This is a genomic window from Citrobacter europaeus, from assembly GCA_020099315.1.
GTDB lineage: Bacteria > Pseudomonadota > Gammaproteobacteria > Enterobacterales > Enterobacteriaceae > Citrobacter > Citrobacter europaeus.
Map to the genome: position 1 here is coordinate 258,682 of CP083650.1, position 16,943 is coordinate 275,624.

Below are 16,943 nucleotides of genomic sequence, written 5' to 3' on the forward strand. Positions count from 1 at the left end.
CAGGTGACGGTGAAGCGTTCCGGCAGCAGCGATCTGCTGCTGACGCTGGCGGGCAGCACCGACCGTATCCTGGTAAAAGACTTCTTCTACCAGGACCGGCCTGACAGTTATTACACCCCACTGCAGGTGGTGGAGTTTGTGGACGGGACGCGCTGGACGGTGGCGGACCTGGTGGCGAAGGCACTGCAGGCGACGGACGGGGCGGACACCCTGACCGGGACCAGCGGGAACGACGTGCTGTACGGGCTGGCGGGCAATGACGTCCTCAATGGCCAGGCCGGGGACGATATTCTCGTGGGCGGTGCCGGGAACGATTCTCTGAGCGGCGGAGCCGGGAACGACACCTACCTGTTTAACCGCGGAGACGGTCAGGACACCCTGCGCGGGGATTACCACAGTAAGCCGGAGACCAACACCCTGCAGTTCGGGGCCGGTATCACGGCAGACCAGGTGACGGTGAAGCGCTCCGGTTACAGTGGTCTGCTGCTGACCCTGGCGGGCAGCACCGACCGTATTCTGGTGGAAGACTTTTTCTCCTCTGACCGGCCGGATGGCACCTATAACCCGCTGCAGGTGGTGGAGTTCGCGGACGGGACGCGCTGGACGGTGGAAGACCTGGTGGCGAAGGCACTGCAGGCGACGGACGGGGCGGACACCCTGACCGGAACTGACAGGGATGACGTGCTGTACGGGCTGGCAGGCAATGACGTGCTCAACGGCCAGGCCGGGGACGATATTCTCGTGGGCGGTGCCGGGAACGATTCTCTGAGCGGCGGAGCCGGGAACGACACCTACCTGTTTAACCGCGGAGACGGTCAGGACACCCTGCGCGGGGATTACCACAGTAAGCCGGAGACCAACACCCTGCAGTTCGGGGCCGGTATCACGGCAGACCAGGTGACGGTGAAGCGCTCCGGTTACAGTGGTCTGCTGCTGACCCTGGCGGGCAGCACCGACCGTATTCTGGTGGAAGACTTTTTCTCCTCTGACCGGCCGGATGGCACCTATAACCCGCTGCAGGTGGTGGAGTTCGCGGACGGGACGCGCTGGACGGTGGAAGACCTGGTGGCGAAGGCACTGCAGGCGACGGACGGGGCGGACACCCTGACCGGAACTGACAGGGATGACGTGCTGTACGGGCTGGCAGGCAATGACGTGCTCAACGGCCAGGCGGGGAATGACACCCTGTACGGCGGGGAGGGGAATGATACTCTCAACGGCGGTGACGGGGACGATATCCTGGCGGGTGGCGCCGGGAACGACATTCTCAGGGGCGGAGCCGGGAACGACACCTACCTGTTTAACCGCGGAGACGGTCAGGACACCCTGCGCGGGGATTACCACAGTAAGCCGGAGACCAACACCCTGCAGTTCGGGGCCGGTATCACGGCAGACCAGGTGACGGTGAAGCGCTCCGGTTACAGTGGTCTGCTGCTGACCCTGGCGGGCAGCACCGACCGTATTCTGGTGGAAGACTTTTTCTCCTCTGACCGGCCGGATGGAAATTTCAACCCGCTGCAGGTGGTGGAGTTTGCGGACGGGACGCGCTGGACGGTGGCAGACCTGGTGGCGAAGGCGCTGCAGGCGACGGACGGGGCGGACACCCTGACCGGGACTGACAGGGATGACGTGCTGTACGGGCTGGCAGGCAATGATGTCCTCAACGGCCAGGCGGGGAACGACACCCTGTACGGCGGTGCCGGGAACGATTCTCTGAGCGGCGGAGCCGGGAACGACACCTACCTGTTTAACCGCGGTGACGGCCAGGACACCCTGCGCGGGGATTACCACACCACCCCGGAGACCAACACGCTGAAATTCGGGGCCGGTATTACGGCAGACCAGGTGACGGTGAAGCGTTCCGGTTACAGTGGTCTGCTGCTGACCCTGGCGGGCAGCACCGACCGTATTCTGGTGGAAGATTTTTTCTCCTCTGACCAGCCGGATGGAAATTTCAACCCGCTGCAGGTGGTGGAGTTTGCGGACGGGACGCGCTGGACGGTGGCAGACCTGGTGGTGAAGGCGCTGCAGGCGACGGACGGGGCGGACACCCTGACCGGGACCAGCGGGAACGACGTGCTGTACGGGCTGGCGGGCAATGACGTCCTCAATGGCCAGGCCGGGGACGATATTCTCGTGGGCGGTGCCGGGAACGATTCTCTGAGCGGCGGCGCCGGGAACGACACCTACCTGTTTAACCGCGGCGACGGCCAGGACACCCTGCGCGGGGATTATCAAAGTAAGCCGGAGACCAACACCCTGAAGTTCGGGGAAGGTATTACGGCGGACCAGGTGACGGTGAAACGTTCCGGTTACAGTGGTCTGCTGCTGACGCTGGCGGGCAGCACCGACCGTATTCTGGTGGAGGACTTCTTCTCCTCTGACCGGCCGGATGGAAATTTCAACCCGCTGCAGGTGGTGGAGTTTGCGGACGGGACGCGCTGGACGGTGGCAGACCTGGTGGCGAAGGCGCTGCAGGCGACGGACGGGGCGGACACCCTGACCGGGACTGACAGGGATGACGTGCTGTACGGGCTGGCAGGCAATGATGTCCTCAACGGCCAGGCGGGGAACGACACCCTGTACGGCGGGGAGGGGAATGATACTCTCAACGGCGGTGACGGGGACGATATCCTGGCGGGCGGCACCGGGAACGACATTCTCAATGGCGGAGCCGGGAACGACACCTACCTGTTTAACCGCGGTGACGGCCAGGACACCCTGCGCGGGGATTACCATAACACCCCGGAGACCAACACCCTGAAGTTCGGGGCCGGTATTACGGCGGACCAGGTGACGGTGAAGCGTTCCGGCAGCAGCGATCTGCTGCTGACGCTGGCGGGCAGTACCGACCGTATCCTGGTAAAAGACTTCTTCTACCAGGACCGGCCTGACAGTTATTACACCCCACTGCAGGTGGTGGAGTTTGCGGACGGGACGCGCTGGACGGTGGCGGACCTGGTGGCGAAGGCACTGCAGGCGACGGACGGGGCGGACACCCTGACCGGGACTGGCAGGGATGACGTGCTGTACGGGCTGGCGGGCAATGATGTCCTCAATGGCCAGGCCGGGGACGATATTCTCGTGGGCGGAGCCGGGAACGACATTCTCAATGGCGGAGCCGGGAACGACACCTACCTGTTTAACCGCGGTGACGGCCAGGACACCCTGCGCGGGGATTACCATAACACCCCGGAGACCAACACCCTGAAGTTCGGGGCCGGTATTACGGCGGACCAGGTGACGGTGAAGCGTTCCGGCAGCAGCGATCTGCTGCTGACGCTGGCGGGCAGTACCGACCGTATCCTGGTAAAAGACTTCTTCTACCAGGACCGGCCTGACAGTTATTACACCCCACTGCAGGTGGTGGAGTTTGTGGACGGGACGCGCTGGACGGTGGCGGACCTGGTGGCGAAGGCACTGCAGGCGACGGACGGGGCGGACACCCTGACCGGGACCAGCGGGAACGACGTGCTGTACGGGCTGGCGGGCAATGACGTCCTCAATGGCCAGGCCGGGGACGATATTCTCGTGGGCGGTGCCGGGAACGATTCTCTGAGCGGCGGAGCCGGGAACGACACCTACCTGTTTAACCCCGGTGACGGCCAGGACACCCTGCGCGGGGATTACCACACCACCCCGGAGACCAACACGCTGAAGTTCGGGGAAGGTATCACCGCAGACCAGGTGACGGTGAAGCGTTCCGGCAGCAGCGATCTGCTGCTGACGCTGGCGGGCAGTACCGACCGTATCCTGGTGGAGAGGTTCTTCTCCGGTGATAACTGGAATCCCCTGCAGCAGGTGCAGTATGCGGACGGGACGCTGTGGCTTGCTGACGACCTGCTCAGCTATCTCGATGACGGTATCCCGCTGCCGGCCGCGGATACCGGCTCTGACAGTGCTGTCCCGGTGAGTCTGATGCGACAGCAAATCAGTCAGTTCATGGCGGCTGCGGATGATGCTGATGTGTTGCTGATGGCACCTGAACAGTTCACGGCTCCGGTACTGGCCACCGTTCAGAAAACTTCATTCGGCTACTGAGATAACCCCCGGGCATGATGCCCGGGCTTCTTTATCAGCAAGGGAAACAGACTGAACGTGTCACCTTCAGAACAGAGTTTATGGCGGGGATTCGCCATTATTGCCCGTTACCATGAGACAGTTGTCAATATTGCCTCACTGAGATCCCGGTATTTCACTGATGAGAGCCATGATCTTACCCTGCAGTTTGTCCGGGCGGTCAGAAGTTGTGGGCTAAAATGCCGCCATGTCGCGAACCTGGAAGCGGGCTGCAGGATCCCCCTGCCGGCATTAATTGAGGTACCGGAACGGGGATATGTGGTGGTGCTGGCCATCAGGGACGGGAAATGGCTGATACAGGGAGAGGAGAGTGCAGAGATTCTGGAGCCCCTGCCGGACATACGCTATACCGGTTTTCTCTTCACGCGGCGTCTGTCCCTGGAAAACATTGAGCGGGAATTTAACCTGCGCTGGTTTGCCCGGGCGTTTATGCGTTACAAAAAACTGCTCGGCGAGATCCTTCTGGCTTCTTTTTTTATTCAGTTGCTTGCTCTGGTCACGCCGCTGTTTTTTCAGGTTGTTGTGGATAAGGTGCTGACGCACCAGAGCCTGACCACGCTCGATGTACTGGCCATCGGTATGCTGGGTGTCTGTCTGTTTGATGTGTTGCTGGGTGGACTTCGAAACTATCAGCTGGCCCACACCTCACAGCGTATTGACGTCACCCTGAGCTCCCTGCTGTACCGTCATCTTCTGGCGTTGCCGCTGGCTTATTTCCGCCAGCGGCAGGTGGGGGTGACCGTGGCGCGGGTGCATGAGCTCAGGACAGTGCGGGAATTCCTTACCGGTAATGCGCTGACTCTGTGTCTGGACCTGTTGTTCACCCTTGTTTTCTTCGTGGTGATGGCGCTGTACAGCATACCGCTGACTCTGATCGTCATCGTCTCGCTGGTTCCCTACGCCATTCTCTCCCTGACAATCACTCCTGAATTACGCCGGCGTCTGGATGTCCAGTTTCAGCAGGGGGCCCGTAACCAGGCTTTTCTGGTTGAGAGTATTACCGGGATCGAGCCGGTAAAAGCGATGGCAGTAGAAAATCAGATGGGACGCCGCTGGGATGAACAAATCGCGGCCTATGTCTCCGGGTGTTTCCGCACCCAGAATCTGGGAAATGTGGCAGGCCAGCTGGCGCAGCTTATCGGTAAAGTTACCAGTGTGGCCATTCTCTGGTACGGGGCACAGCAGGTCATTCAGGGGGAATTAACGGTGGGAGCCCTGATTGCCTTCAATATGTTTGCCGGCCAGGTCAACGCACCGGTATTGCGGCTGGTCCAGCTGTGGCAGGATTTTCAGCAGGTTTCCGTCTCTGTGAAACGGCTGGGCGATATTCTGAATGTGCCGCAGGAAAAGGCGCAGGGCAGCGCGGTGACGCTTTCCGCAATCAAAGGAGCGGTTCGCTTCAGGGAGGTGAGTTTTGCTTATCAGCCCGGCATGGCCCCTGTTGTAAACCGTGTGACACTGTCGGTCAGGCCCGGGGAGGTGATTGGCATTGTGGGCCGTTCCGGCTCCGGAAAAAGTACCCTGACCCGTCTTATTCAGCGTCTTTACATCCCGACCGGGGGGCAGATTTTTATTGACGGCACGGACAGTGCAAATATCGATCCCCGCTGGCTGCGCCAGCAGACCGGCGTGGTACTCCAGGAGACGCAACTCTTCAACGGCACTATCCGCGACAATATTGCCCTGGCCATGCCGGATGCCCCGCTGGACAGCGTGATGGCAGCTGCCAGACTTGCCGGCGCACATGATTTCATCAGCGAATTCCCGGCCGGTTACGACACCCCTGTCGGGGAGCAGGGCGGGCAACTGTCCGGCGGGCAGAAACAGCGGATCGGCATTGCCCGGGCACTGATGACGCAACCGCGGATCCTCATCCTCGATGAGGCCACCAGTGCGCTGGATTATGAGTCAGAGGAAATTATCCAGCGCAATATGGCCGATATTTGCCGCAACCGGACGGTATTTATTATTGCGCACCGTCTGTCCACCGTGCGGCAGGCCGGGCGGATAATTGTGATGGAAAAGGGCGAAATCGCAGAACAGGGTTCTCACCATCAGTTGCTGCAACGTGACGGCATTTATGCCCGTCTGCACCGGTTACAGTCGAAGAGGGATGATGAAGCATAACTATCGTGAGTTTTTACCTGCTGTACTGGAGATTCAGGATACCCCGCCCTCTCCGGCTGGACGGTTTATTCTCTGGGGCGTCATGCTGTTACTGACATTGTCCGTCTGCTGGGCCGCGCTGGGACAGGTGGATATTGTGGCCATCACACGGGGAAAAGTGGTGGTCACCCTGCTGTCACGGCCCGTCAGCAGCGCCGTGACAGCCGATATTGCCAGAGTTTACGTGCAGGATGGACAGCATGTTGAGAAAGGCAGTCTCTTGATCCAGCTCAATGATGGCCAGCTGACGACCCGGCGTCAGGAAAACCGTCTTCGCCAGCAGATTAACCGGCTCAATATCCGGCGACTCGGACTGCTGCTGATACGTGTCAGGAACGATCCTTTATCGACGGACAGGCTGGCTGACGGGATAACGTCTGTTGTGGCACCTCCTCTGGAAAATCAGGTCTCAGCCCGTCAGGAGTCAGAAGCAGAGGCGCTGCGTCGGGAGATACAGCGTTATCGTAATAATCAACAAACCCTGCATGCACAGATGGAAGGCTATCTGGCCCAACAGGATATGGCCGAAAAACAGCTGGTTATCTACCGTAAACAGTTTACCGCCCTGCAGGCACTGTTCCAGCGGGGAAGTACCAGTGAAGACAGCCTGCTTGAAATCCGTAAGCGTCTTCTGGAGGCGGATTACAGTGCCCGGGCGGCGGGAGCTAAGGTCAGGGAAATTCAGGCCAGTCTGGATCTGTCTGAATCAGAAGAGGCGAGCTACCGTGCCGGCAAAATACAGGAGTGGGAACAGGAGCGAACGGAGCTGGTGACCGAAAATGCAGTACTTGAAAGTCAGCTGGCCCAGCTTGAGGCGGAACTGAAACTGTATCAGCTGACTGCGCCGGTCAGTGGCAGGGTGGATGCCCTGGTTTACCGGGATGCAGGAGCGGCAGTGGAGGCGACGCAGGAACTGCTGAAAATTGTCCCGGAAGGCGAGAAGCTCAGCGCAGAAGTTCTGGTCAGTAATCAGGATGTGGGCTTTTTACACACGGGCCAGCGGGTTACGGTCAAGGTGGATACGTTTGATTTTACGCGCTATGGCTGGGTGGAGGGGACGTTGATTAAGGTGTCAGCAGACGCAGTGGAAGATAAGGAGCGTGGCCTGCTCTACCGGGCGGTGATTCAACTGGATGAAACCGATATGGTTGTGGACGGAAAATCCCGCCGGCTGGAGCCGGGGATGTCGGTCTCGGCGGAAATAAAAACCGGGAAAAGGACAATCCTGAGTTATCTCCTAAGCCCGGTTCTGGAGGCGATAGACGGTGTGGGGAAGCAGCGTTGAGCCGTTTTCGGTGAGGTGATGCAAGGCGTTCCCGCCCCGGGAATGAACGCAATCGTGATGCGCTTAAGACAAAAGGGAAACATTAAGCCGAACGAAAATCGTTCAGAAGAGATCCGTAATAGACTGTAGAAGCAGAACTGGTTGGGTCACTGGAGGAGATTGGCGATCTCAGTATCGGGCTTCGGGCCTCACTAAATTTTTATTATCAGCCAGGAAACATGGGATACACCACGGGTATCATTAATCACTGGGCATACACGATATTTTCCGAAGAAATGATATGAATGCCGAGGTTTAGTGGAGATATCTACCGGAAGGCTGTGGTGAAACCGTTTAATGTTTTCTGAAACAGAACGGAGAAAAATATGACGAAGAATTACCCTGCGGTGTTTGAAACGGGAGATATTGTTTTTACCTGTATCGGTTCATCCTTGTTCCGTGAGGTGTCAATGGCCTCCCGGTGTTGGTGCAATCATGTCGGGATCATCACTGGACATAACCGTGACGATTATTTCGTGGCTGAAAGCCGCATTCCATTCTCCGGAGTTACCACCCTGTCTGCTTTCATTCAGCGCTCTGCCGGTGAACGTTATTCCGTACGTCGTCTGCAGGGAGGGCTGAACGTGGAACAGAAGCTGGCTGTTATGCAACAGATGCCCGCTCATCTGCATAAATTGTACCATACTGGGTTTAACTACGATTCTTCCCGGCAGTTTTGTTCAAAGTTCGTGTTTGATATTTACAGGGAGGCATTGGATATTCATGTTGGTAGTGTTGAAACCTTTGGTCAGCTACTGAAGAACAACCCGGAAGCCGGCCTGAGATTCTGGCGGTTCTGGTTTCTGGGTTTTATTCCGTGGGAAAGGAAAACGGTCACACCCGCCAGCATATGGCAGCACCCGGCACTTGAGCGGATTTATGACAGTCCCGAAACGGTCGGGAAATGAAATAATTACATACATGTCGGTGTGCTCAAAAGTCAGGGGGGAGGCTGCCAGATTAGAGGTGAGTGGCAACTTTCAAAAGGTATCGGCTAAAGTTCAGAATGATATAATCGATTTTGAAAAGTTTTAGTTTTGTCGCTAGTATAACTTTTGTTGGCATTGCTTGTTATGAATTTTAGGTGTTTAAAAAATCATTCGAATAATGAACTCTCTTAGTATGTTCAAAATTGAGCATATCTGTGAGCTATTTATTTTTGGGGAGAATTCTCCCCTTTTTATATATTCTTTTTGGGCTTCTATTTGAACGCCATTATAATATGAGCTCTTCTGAAAGAGCTATGAAATCATAACGGTCATAAAGCCCAAGTTTTGCTATCAAGCGGTCGCGTGAGTAAAACAAGTTATGTGAACATGTATGCATTTTTATTGATAACTTCTGTATACTGTACCCTTTCATAAGTTGTTCAAGTAATATCCTTTGCCTTTTTTCAAGCCCTTTTTGCTTAATTCCATTACAGTTAGAGTAATCTTCATATTTCTTATAGATATTATCTATTCTGTCGATTAAAGACTCGAGTGAGTTATGTGAGTTTATCCAGTGCAGTAAAGTAAGTCGTGACTGTTCCTTAATTCCAAATAATACAAATGGCACCTTTCTCAGTTTTGGATTTGTATACATTATCCGTCTCAGATTCCAGACGGTGGCAAGTTGTCTTGTTCTTAATGTTCGCAAGCGTATAGTCATGTCTACAATAATTAGTGATGGCTCGGAAGGGTTGGCTTCCATTTCAATATGGGTTACGACTTCTTCGTAGCTCTCTACATTGATGATTTCCACATCTGACATTTTCTCGTGTAACTCTAGGTTACTAAAGCCTTTCTTGGTAAATGCGCAAGGGCTGATTATAAACAATTTTTTCATGTTGTATGCCGTAAGTTATTGGAATAGGATATTTTAAGTATTTGGCTTGGCAGACAATGATAGTTTTAGATAACTAAAATTTTGTATGCTGTAAATATATATAGGTTTATTGACTTGAAACCATACATGACAGGACCTTGATTTCTGGTCTTATTTTCATATTTTTATAGAATCACTTTATTTTTCCATCCAATACTTATCGTTTTAATCTATCTTTATATGTTACTCGTTTTTGCTAGATTACGAGATCGATAACATAGGGTTACAGGAGGTGGTAACATGTTACTTAAACTCAGGAAAGTAATTAGGCCAGACTTTACTTCTATCACAACTCTCATTTTTATATATTTGACATTTTTAGTTCTCACTACTATTTGATGTATATCACTTTATTGAATGCATTTGATTAGGATCAGAGGCTTCTCGCTATACGTATATGGTTTTCCCCAGTATTTTAGTTAAAATGACAGTGATTGAGGCATATGAGGATGAGTATCTTCGGGTGGCAACCAGTCTGATCTACCAGAACACCGACGTACCACACAAGCCATAGTCATTATACTGTGCTTTAATGGCATCCTTTTCATCAATATCTGGCTCAGTTTTACGCCGGTTAGTTTAGTTAATGAGCGGTGTCATTCGTACTGGTCTTAAAGTGCAGCAAGACGGCGCAGGCTGTCACTGGACAGAACGGTATCAGGTTCATAAAACTGAGGGCGGGTAATAGCGCCTTCAGGTAATGTCACCCAGGGCTGCTTACTTTCTGCATAAATATGAATATCAGGTGGCATGCGCTCGGGATGGTCCAGGGTACCTACCCGCAAAAAAGTGAGTTTGCTGCTACCAGAATAGTGGCTCCATAATGCGATTTGGCATTTAGGGCAACGGGCGATCTTCTGACCTTTTCCGCTTAATGAAGGTGTATTGATCACGGTGACTTCACCTTTTGTCAGGTGAACATGCATATTTTCAATGACTGCATTTATCACAAAAGCGGACCCAGTTTCACGCTGACACCAGTGACAATGACAACAGTGAACAATCAGAGGGGAGGCTGTTACAGCATAACGTACTGCTCCGCAAGTACATCCTCCTTTCATGGCATCATAATCGTCTGTTTTCATAATTATCCCCGTATTGACTATTTACAAATTGAGATGCTCCATCAGACCCCTGATTCCTCAGAGCGAAAAGTTGATTTCTATGGATCGGGCGCTGCGATCGCCTTCTCCATGGTAAACAACTTCAATATTGTTACCGTCGGGATCCAGAACAAACGCAGCATAATATCCGGGATGGTAGGTTCTTTCGCCAGGGGCACCGTTGTCACTCCCTCCATGAGTCAGTGCCACATGGTAAAAAGTATCCACCATTTCACGGTTCATGGCCTGAAAGGCCAGATGATGCCGTCCTGTCGGTACTCCTGCCGATTCTGAACTTTTTACTGACGAAATGACCAGTTCGTCAGCCCACATATAATTTTCATCTGTAATGGCGACAGGTATCTCAAGTACAGCCAGTACAGATATGTAAAACGCTTTGCTTGCTTCAAAGTTGTTTGTCACAAGCTGGATATGGTCGATAAGCCTGCCACGATGGAGGGTATAGTTTTCCATGGTTCATTTCCTTATTCAGATCACGCCAGTCAGGATGGCTACATACGGCGGTGGGCTAACGCATATCTCCCTGTCGTTTCCAAGTGTATTTTACCAGCACGATTAAATGAATAAGTGATCAGCACCAGAAATTGGCGTTGGTGTACACCCTCAGCCAATTCTCCCTGCTTCGGAATTGAACACCGGAAAGGGTTGGATCGTTAAGGCTGATTAACTTCAAATGAGCAATGCGTCGTATCAAACGTTAACTCTTTTGATGCAAGATAACTTTCGAATACCAGACAAACTGCATGATTATCATTTTGGAAACCTTTATAGAAAGGTAGTTAAATGAAAATAGAAAATTATGAGGCCCTAAAATTTACTTTCAATCAGTTTACGGGTGAGAAAATTTCAGGAGTGAAATTTTACTCATGCGATTTTTCGAAAACAGATCTGACTGAAACGAAATTTATCAATTGCCATTTCTGGCATCCGGATAAACAGGTAGGCTGTGACTTCAGCGGGGCCACCCTCAAGGAGGCCAGTTTTGTAAACTGTGATTTGACGATGAGCATATTTAAGAATGCAGACCTTTTCGGTGTTGAAATCAGGGGCTGTCGCGCGATGGGATGTGATTTCCGTCAGGCAAGATTTATGAAAAAAATCAGTCCCCGTCTCTGGATGTGCAGTGCGTTCATAACTAAAAGTAACCTTAGTTATGCTAATCTTTCAGGCGCTATACTGGAAGAGTGTGAACTGTGGGAAAATCTCTGGAACGGGACCATCGTCACCGGTGCCAATTTCAGTGGGTCAGATCTGTCCGGAGGGGATTTTACCAGTTTCAACTGGCAGCTCTGCTGATGTGACGAACTGCGATCTCAGGGGAGCTGTTACGGGGGATCTTGATATCCGTCGCACCAATCTTGAGGGGGTTAAAATTGATTACGAGCAGGCGTCATCATTGATGGCAGATTTAGGTATTACTGTGACTGAGTAGCAACTGTTAGCTCAACTATTCGTTCATCATTTACTGAATAGTTGTAGAGCTGCTAATCAGTTAGCGTGACTTAAACAATGATGAAGATTTTAATAAGTTAATTATTCGTGATTTATATTTCAACAGATATGCTTTTCCCGAGTATTAGGTATTCCAGCCCTTAAATTTCGGGGGTAGCCCAGTGACGTTTATCTGCATTTGCTCCATAGCCTGAATTTTGTTATTTAATTATTAAAATAACTTATATCTTTTGATTTCAAATAATTCATGAATTGTGATACTCGTCATTGAATATAATAATATCTGCCGCTATTTTTACATTTACTAGATTACAAATTTTTTATCCATCACGTTTCTGACTGAAATGAGCAAGAAAAACAGGAGCCAGTAAAAGTACGCACTTTTGATTCATTGAAGATCCATGCAGCAGTGAAATACTCCTAGGATAAGAAGAGCAAGAAGCACTGAATAACGCACTGTCAATATCTCTGCGTACCTAATAACCTTCCGTCAAGAGAAGATGTTCAGTACCGGGGTATGACAGGTGTAATGGCCAGTCATAAAGGAGCAACCAGCACCATAAGGAGAATAATATTGGAAACAGTGAATAATTATAATGAGTGACTCTACCTCCCTGTTCTGTTAATGCTTCGTGTTCCGTGCTGCGAGGCATTTTTTTTACAGAACAGCCACATAATAAGAAGGCATCTATGACAGTACCATTAAGATTTACCGCCACAGATTCGCATATCAGCGAATATCCTGTTCCTATTACTTTCCCCCGTGGTACCAGCCTGATAATTCACGAAAAGTATGAGGGAGAGGAAGGCTGGGATAACTGGTATTACTGCACAATTCCCGGTCATACTGGCGGCTGGGTGCCCGGACAGATCATCGAGAGATGTGAGGGAACGTATCGGGGCATTGCAAGGGAGGATTACAACGCCCGGGAACTGGAGGTGAAGAGAGGGGATGAGGTTTACGGACTAAAATCACTCAATGGCTGGATGTGGTGTGAGCGTTCTTCAGACGGACAGACTGGATGGGTCCCCCAGTCGCTGCTGCACAAGCATGAAGAGGAAATCTGTTTTCCAGTATGAATTTATCCCGTCAGGAACAACGTACCTTACACATGCTCGCAAAAGATGGACGTATTGCGCACGTCCGCGATGCGTCATGTCACATATTGGTCGTATTACCTCTGTTGAATGCTATAGCCGTGAAGGGCTGTTGCTTGCCGATTGTACGCTCGCCGTATTCAAAAAACGCAAAACCAAAAAACTGATCAAGTCCGTCAACGGTCAGCCTTACCGCATCAATACCACCGGGCTTAACAACGTTCGTTCACAGCCCGATAACCGCTAAGGAAAAATTTATGGATCTCAGCACTCTAATTTCTATATCCGGCCGACTTCATCTCTCTGCTGAAGAAAGCAAAATACCCTGGGACGAACCGGAGTTCAGCCAGCGAATGCTGGAAAATCATTTGTCGCAGGAGCATGACTGGGCCAGTCGCAGGCAGCCAGTGATTGAACAACAGGTAGCATGGATAGCGAGTAAGCTACCCGCGGGCGCACGCATTCTGGATCTCGGTTGTGGCCCCGGCTTTTATACCCGCCGCCTGGCAGAGCGTGGATTCAGGTGCACAGGTGTGGATTTTTCACCGGCCTCCATAGAATGGGCACGACAGCAGGCGCAGGCCGCTGATCTGAACATTGATTATATCCACCAGGATATTCGTGATTACTGGCCGGACGCCCCCTTCGATTTCATCATGATGACGTTTGGAGAGCTGAATGTATTTAGCGCTAATGATGCGCAAAGCCTTATCAGTGGTTGCGCGCAGTGGTTGAAACCGGAAGGCAAACTGCTCATTGAACTCCATACATTCGATGAAGTTAAACGTCAGGGCATGGTGCCGGCGAGCTGGCAGCGTTGTCCGAAAGGGCTGTTCCTTGCTGTTCCTCATCTGCTATTAACCGAAAATGCTTGGGATGAAGATAGTAAAGTCAGCTCGACCCAGTTCTGGGCCATAGATGAAAACAGTCGCATCACCCGTTTCGGTAGTCAAATGATGGCCTGGCGGGATGCCGATTTTGCCTGTCTCATCGGCAATACAGGCCTGAGCGTGGTGCGATGCCTGGACAGCAACGAATGGCCGGTGGGTGAAACTTTTGAGGGCAAATTTTTTGTTCTGCTAGCTGAAAAATCAATATCTTCATAAGTGGCCCCCCTGAATATGTCATTTAAGATGGAATGAATTAATACCGTTAAGGAGAGCATTATGACAACACACAGCTTTACCTTTCATATCGCCGATGAGAATGATGCATGTACTATCCGGGAAGTCGAAACCCGCGCATTTGGCTACCAAAGGAGGCCGATTTGGTAGCCTCCTTATTGGAGGACGAAAGTGCATATCCGACGTTATCTCTGCTCGACCGCCATCAAGGCAAAGCCGTCGGGCATATATTGTTTATCCGGGCTATATTCAATGGTGCAAATGAGGGGCGCTGATGCATATTCTTGCACCCCTGGCGGTCATTCCTGAATGCCAGGGCATGGGGGGATTGCTGACACGCACGGGCCTGGAGCACTTGAGGCTGATGGGAAGTCAGAAGGTTTTGTACTCGGCCACGTTACTTTTCTTGTTATCAACTTTGGAAACTGAAAAAAGGATTGCATCTGCGGAACAATGATGGGGATTTTTAGCCGTCAGGCTATGTAGCTAATGAGAAACCACTATCTTAAAAATACTTGTCAATCAAGATACATTGATAACATCTATATTTAACTTCATCTTACAAGCATCTGACTTAGCCTCCGCATACCTTCTGTTAATAGAAAGATTTGCTACCCATTGAGCCTGGTTCCACAGAATTAGTGCATGGTAATAATCTCCGTTCCACTCCGCTTCAGTCGCTGCACGATAGAGCTGAGACCATAAAGTTCTCGAATATTTAACCATATAGGTATCCATTAAGTGAGAAATTTATATCATAATAACACTGAAGTATATCGCTATTCGATATAAAGGTATTACTATGCATCACGGGAATCTGTGTGATAACAGAAGTTATATAATTATGGAATAACAAAATAAGATTGCATGCGTTCTTTTTATAAAAAGTAAAAGGGAAGAGGTAGTATGAGTAACAAGATGATTTAAAGGGAATAAAAGTAATAAAAAAATGGCTCATTTTAGATAACTTTGTTGTAAACTAAGTATAAGAATGAATGACGGCATCATACGAATGAAAAGAGCAAAATGTGTATTCGATAGTATTGTAATCTGGATTGAAAAAAATATAAAAGAAGATATTGATGTGAATGATATTGTATCTAAATCAGGATATAGTAAGAGAAATGTACAATACTTATTTAAGAAATTTCTTGGTTATGGTATACATACCTATGTAAAGAACAGGAGGCTAAGTTTATCGGCTAAACTATTAAAAATAACTAAAATGCCAATAATTGAAATATGCAACATATATCACTTCGGCTCCTATCAATCGTTTAATCGTGCTTTTAAGATTAAATTTGGAATACCACCGGCCAGGTACAGAAGATCTGAAAATTGGCTTTTAAGCAGGTATACACCTAACGCTGCGATAGAGAGACCAAATATGATATCAAGGCCAGTTTTACTTCCTTGCTTAGAAGTTATGTCAACAAGTAAGGCGTTTAAAGTAAATTTTAGTGATGGCAACTATAATAATGGCAATGATGAGGACAATATAGCTGAAATAAAGAGATACGTACGTACGTTAGTGTTGCATAATAAAAATGCTAAAAAAAGTAATATGATGATAATATACAGGATCGGTGTATGTGCAAAATCGAATTTTACTCTAAATGTCACAGTGTTTGAAGTGAAAGATGCACCCAATGATGCCTCTTTACAGAGGCAAACTATTGGCGCTGGGATGTACTACCTTTTTCATTATGAGGGAACATGGGGAGAATATAACAGTTTGTCAGACTATGTATACTTGAACGAATTACCCATGCTGAATATGAACAGGAGGAATGCTTTTGATATAGAAATATACGATATTTGTGCCATGCGAGAGAAAACAAAATTAATAGTAGATCTTTACGTTCCAGTATCTCCTGAATTTACTGGAAAGTAGGAGTAATTTGTCTGGGAGTAAGGCCAAAGTGACGCTTAAATGTTTTAATGAAATATGAGGATGAATTATATCCGACTTTATAAGCTATGGTATTGATATTGTAATCAGACATAGTAAGAAGCTTGAGACTATGCATCATCCGTGCATCGGTAAGAATATTCATAAAAGTAGTACCTTCATTTTCTAGTCGCTTACGCAAAGATATCTCACTTATAAACATCTCTTCGCTAATCATACTAATCTTCCAGGGCTTGGATAAGTCTTGTGAAATGATATCTAAAACTTTATCGGTTGTAGTGGGTTTGACTACACAAGAGATTGAACGGATAATATTAATGTCAAATTCCAGAAGAAAATGTAAAACAATTGGTAAAATTAAAGCCATGGTTTCTTTTGGCTTCGTAATACGAATACCTTCATTAATATATTTTTTTAACCGGTCAAAGAGATAGATATCCTCGGGCACAGTTTCTCTTAAATAAATTTTCTTGCCAGACATATTTTCAATGCTTTTGATATCAAAAACTTGCAAAAGAAAACCAAATACAAAACGCATGGTGCTGTCATCAAGAGAGATTATTGCTGGAAAATTTCCACAAGAAACTCTGACTTTCAGTAACATATTCTTCTCAACAAAAACAAGAGTATTTGGAGGAATTACTATTAATGTATCATCAAAAGATATCTCTAATCCCTTGCTTGATGTAAGGAAGAGGAGACAATGGTGAATTCTGATATTATTTAGTTGTATAATTTTTGTGTCGTCCATTTACTTAATCCTTGTTTAATGACTGAGTATTTAACTTACTGAAATC

At 49.6% G+C, this 16,943-nt stretch carries 10 protein-coding genes and 4 pseudogenes; 10 read left to right on the plus strand and 4 right to left on the minus strand.

Going from position 1 to position 16,943, the window contains the following annotated elements:
* The first annotated feature begins 9 nt into the window (after positions 1-9).
* The 4 genes from LA337_01200 to LA337_01215 all read left to right on the plus strand — a co-directional run bounded on the left by LA337_01200 (position 10) and on the right by LA337_01215 (position 8,478).
* Entirely contained in the window at positions 10-4,041 is a 4,032-nt protein-coding gene (locus LA337_01200; protein UBI18375.1) for a hypothetical protein, read from the plus strand.
* Positions 4,042-4,098: 57 nt separating this feature from the next.
* A complete protein-coding gene (locus LA337_01205) occupies positions 4,099-6,207 on the plus strand; it encodes a type I secretion system permease/ATPase (GenBank protein UBI16355.1) in 2,109 nt (702 codons plus the stop codon).
* Positions 6,194-7,531 (plus strand): HlyD family type I secretion periplasmic adaptor subunit, encoded by a 1,338-nt coding sequence (locus tag LA337_01210; GenBank protein UBI16356.1) that lies wholly within the window; start codon positions 6,194-6,196, stop codon positions 7,529-7,531. The genes LA337_01205 and LA337_01210 overlap by 14 nt, the downstream gene beginning before the upstream one ends.
* Before the next feature lie 365 nt (positions 7,532-7,896).
* Entirely contained in the window at positions 7,897-8,478 is a 582-nt protein-coding gene (locus LA337_01215) for a YebB family permuted papain-like enzyme (GenBank protein UBI16357.1), read from the plus strand.
* A gap of 307 nt (positions 8,479-8,785) precedes the next feature.
* On the opposite strand, the gene LA337_01220 is transcribed toward LA337_01215, so the two are convergent.
* The 3 genes from LA337_01220 to LA337_01230 all read right to left on the minus strand — a co-directional run bounded on the left by LA337_01220 (position 8,786) and on the right by LA337_01230 (position 11,013).
* On the minus strand, positions 8,786-9,397 hold the full coding sequence (locus LA337_01220; GenBank protein UBI16358.1) for a hypothetical protein: 612 nt from the start codon (positions 9,395-9,397) through the stop codon (positions 8,786-8,788).
* Positions 9,398-10,047: 650 nt separating this feature from the next.
* Positions 10,048-10,521, minus strand: a complete 474-nt coding sequence (locus tag LA337_01225; GenBank protein UBI16359.1) for a GFA family protein — start codon at positions 10,519-10,521, stop codon at positions 10,048-10,050.
* Positions 10,522-10,578: 57 nt separating this feature from the next.
* Positions 10,579-11,013 (minus strand): VOC family protein, encoded by a 435-nt coding sequence (locus LA337_01230; protein UBI16360.1) that lies wholly within the window; start codon positions 11,011-11,013, stop codon positions 10,579-10,581.
* Between the two features lie 330 nt (positions 11,014-11,343).
* Between LA337_01230 and LA337_01235 the strand changes: the two are divergent.
* The 6 genes and pseudogenes from LA337_01235 to LA337_01260 all read left to right on the plus strand — a co-directional run bounded on the left by LA337_01235 (position 11,344) and on the right by LA337_01260 (position 16,128).
* Positions 11,344-11,992 (plus strand): annotated as a pseudogene (locus tag LA337_01235) (Qnr family pentapeptide repeat protein).
* A 710-nt stretch (positions 11,993-12,702) separates the two neighbouring features.
* A complete protein-coding gene (locus tag LA337_01240; GenBank protein UBI16361.1) occupies positions 12,703-13,092 on the plus strand; it encodes an SH3 domain-containing protein in 390 nt (129 codons plus the stop codon).
* Positions 13,089-13,357 (plus strand): annotated as a pseudogene (locus LA337_01245) (YjhX family toxin). Before LA337_01240 ends, LA337_01245 begins: the two are co-directional and overlap by 4 nt.
* Before the next feature lie 10 nt (positions 13,358-13,367).
* A pseudogene (locus tag LA337_01250) lies at positions 13,368-14,213 on the plus strand (class I SAM-dependent methyltransferase).
* A 63-nt stretch (positions 14,214-14,276) separates the two neighbouring features.
* Positions 14,277-14,639, plus strand: a pseudogene (locus LA337_01255) (N-acetyltransferase).
* A 607-nt stretch (positions 14,640-15,246) separates the two neighbouring features.
* The gene (locus LA337_01260; GenBank protein ID UBI16362.1) at positions 15,247-16,128 is read left to right on the plus strand and encodes a helix-turn-helix domain-containing protein; all 882 of its coding nucleotides are present in this window, start codon (positions 15,247-15,249) and stop codon (positions 16,126-16,128) included.
* On the opposite strand, the gene LA337_01265 is transcribed toward LA337_01260, so the two are convergent.
* Entirely contained in the window at positions 16,115-16,897 is a 783-nt protein-coding gene (locus LA337_01265) for a helix-turn-helix transcriptional regulator (GenBank protein ID UBI16363.1), read from the minus strand. The two genes, LA337_01260 and LA337_01265, sit on opposite strands and share 14 nt — an antisense overlap.
* Positions 16,898-16,943: the final 46 nt, after the last annotated feature.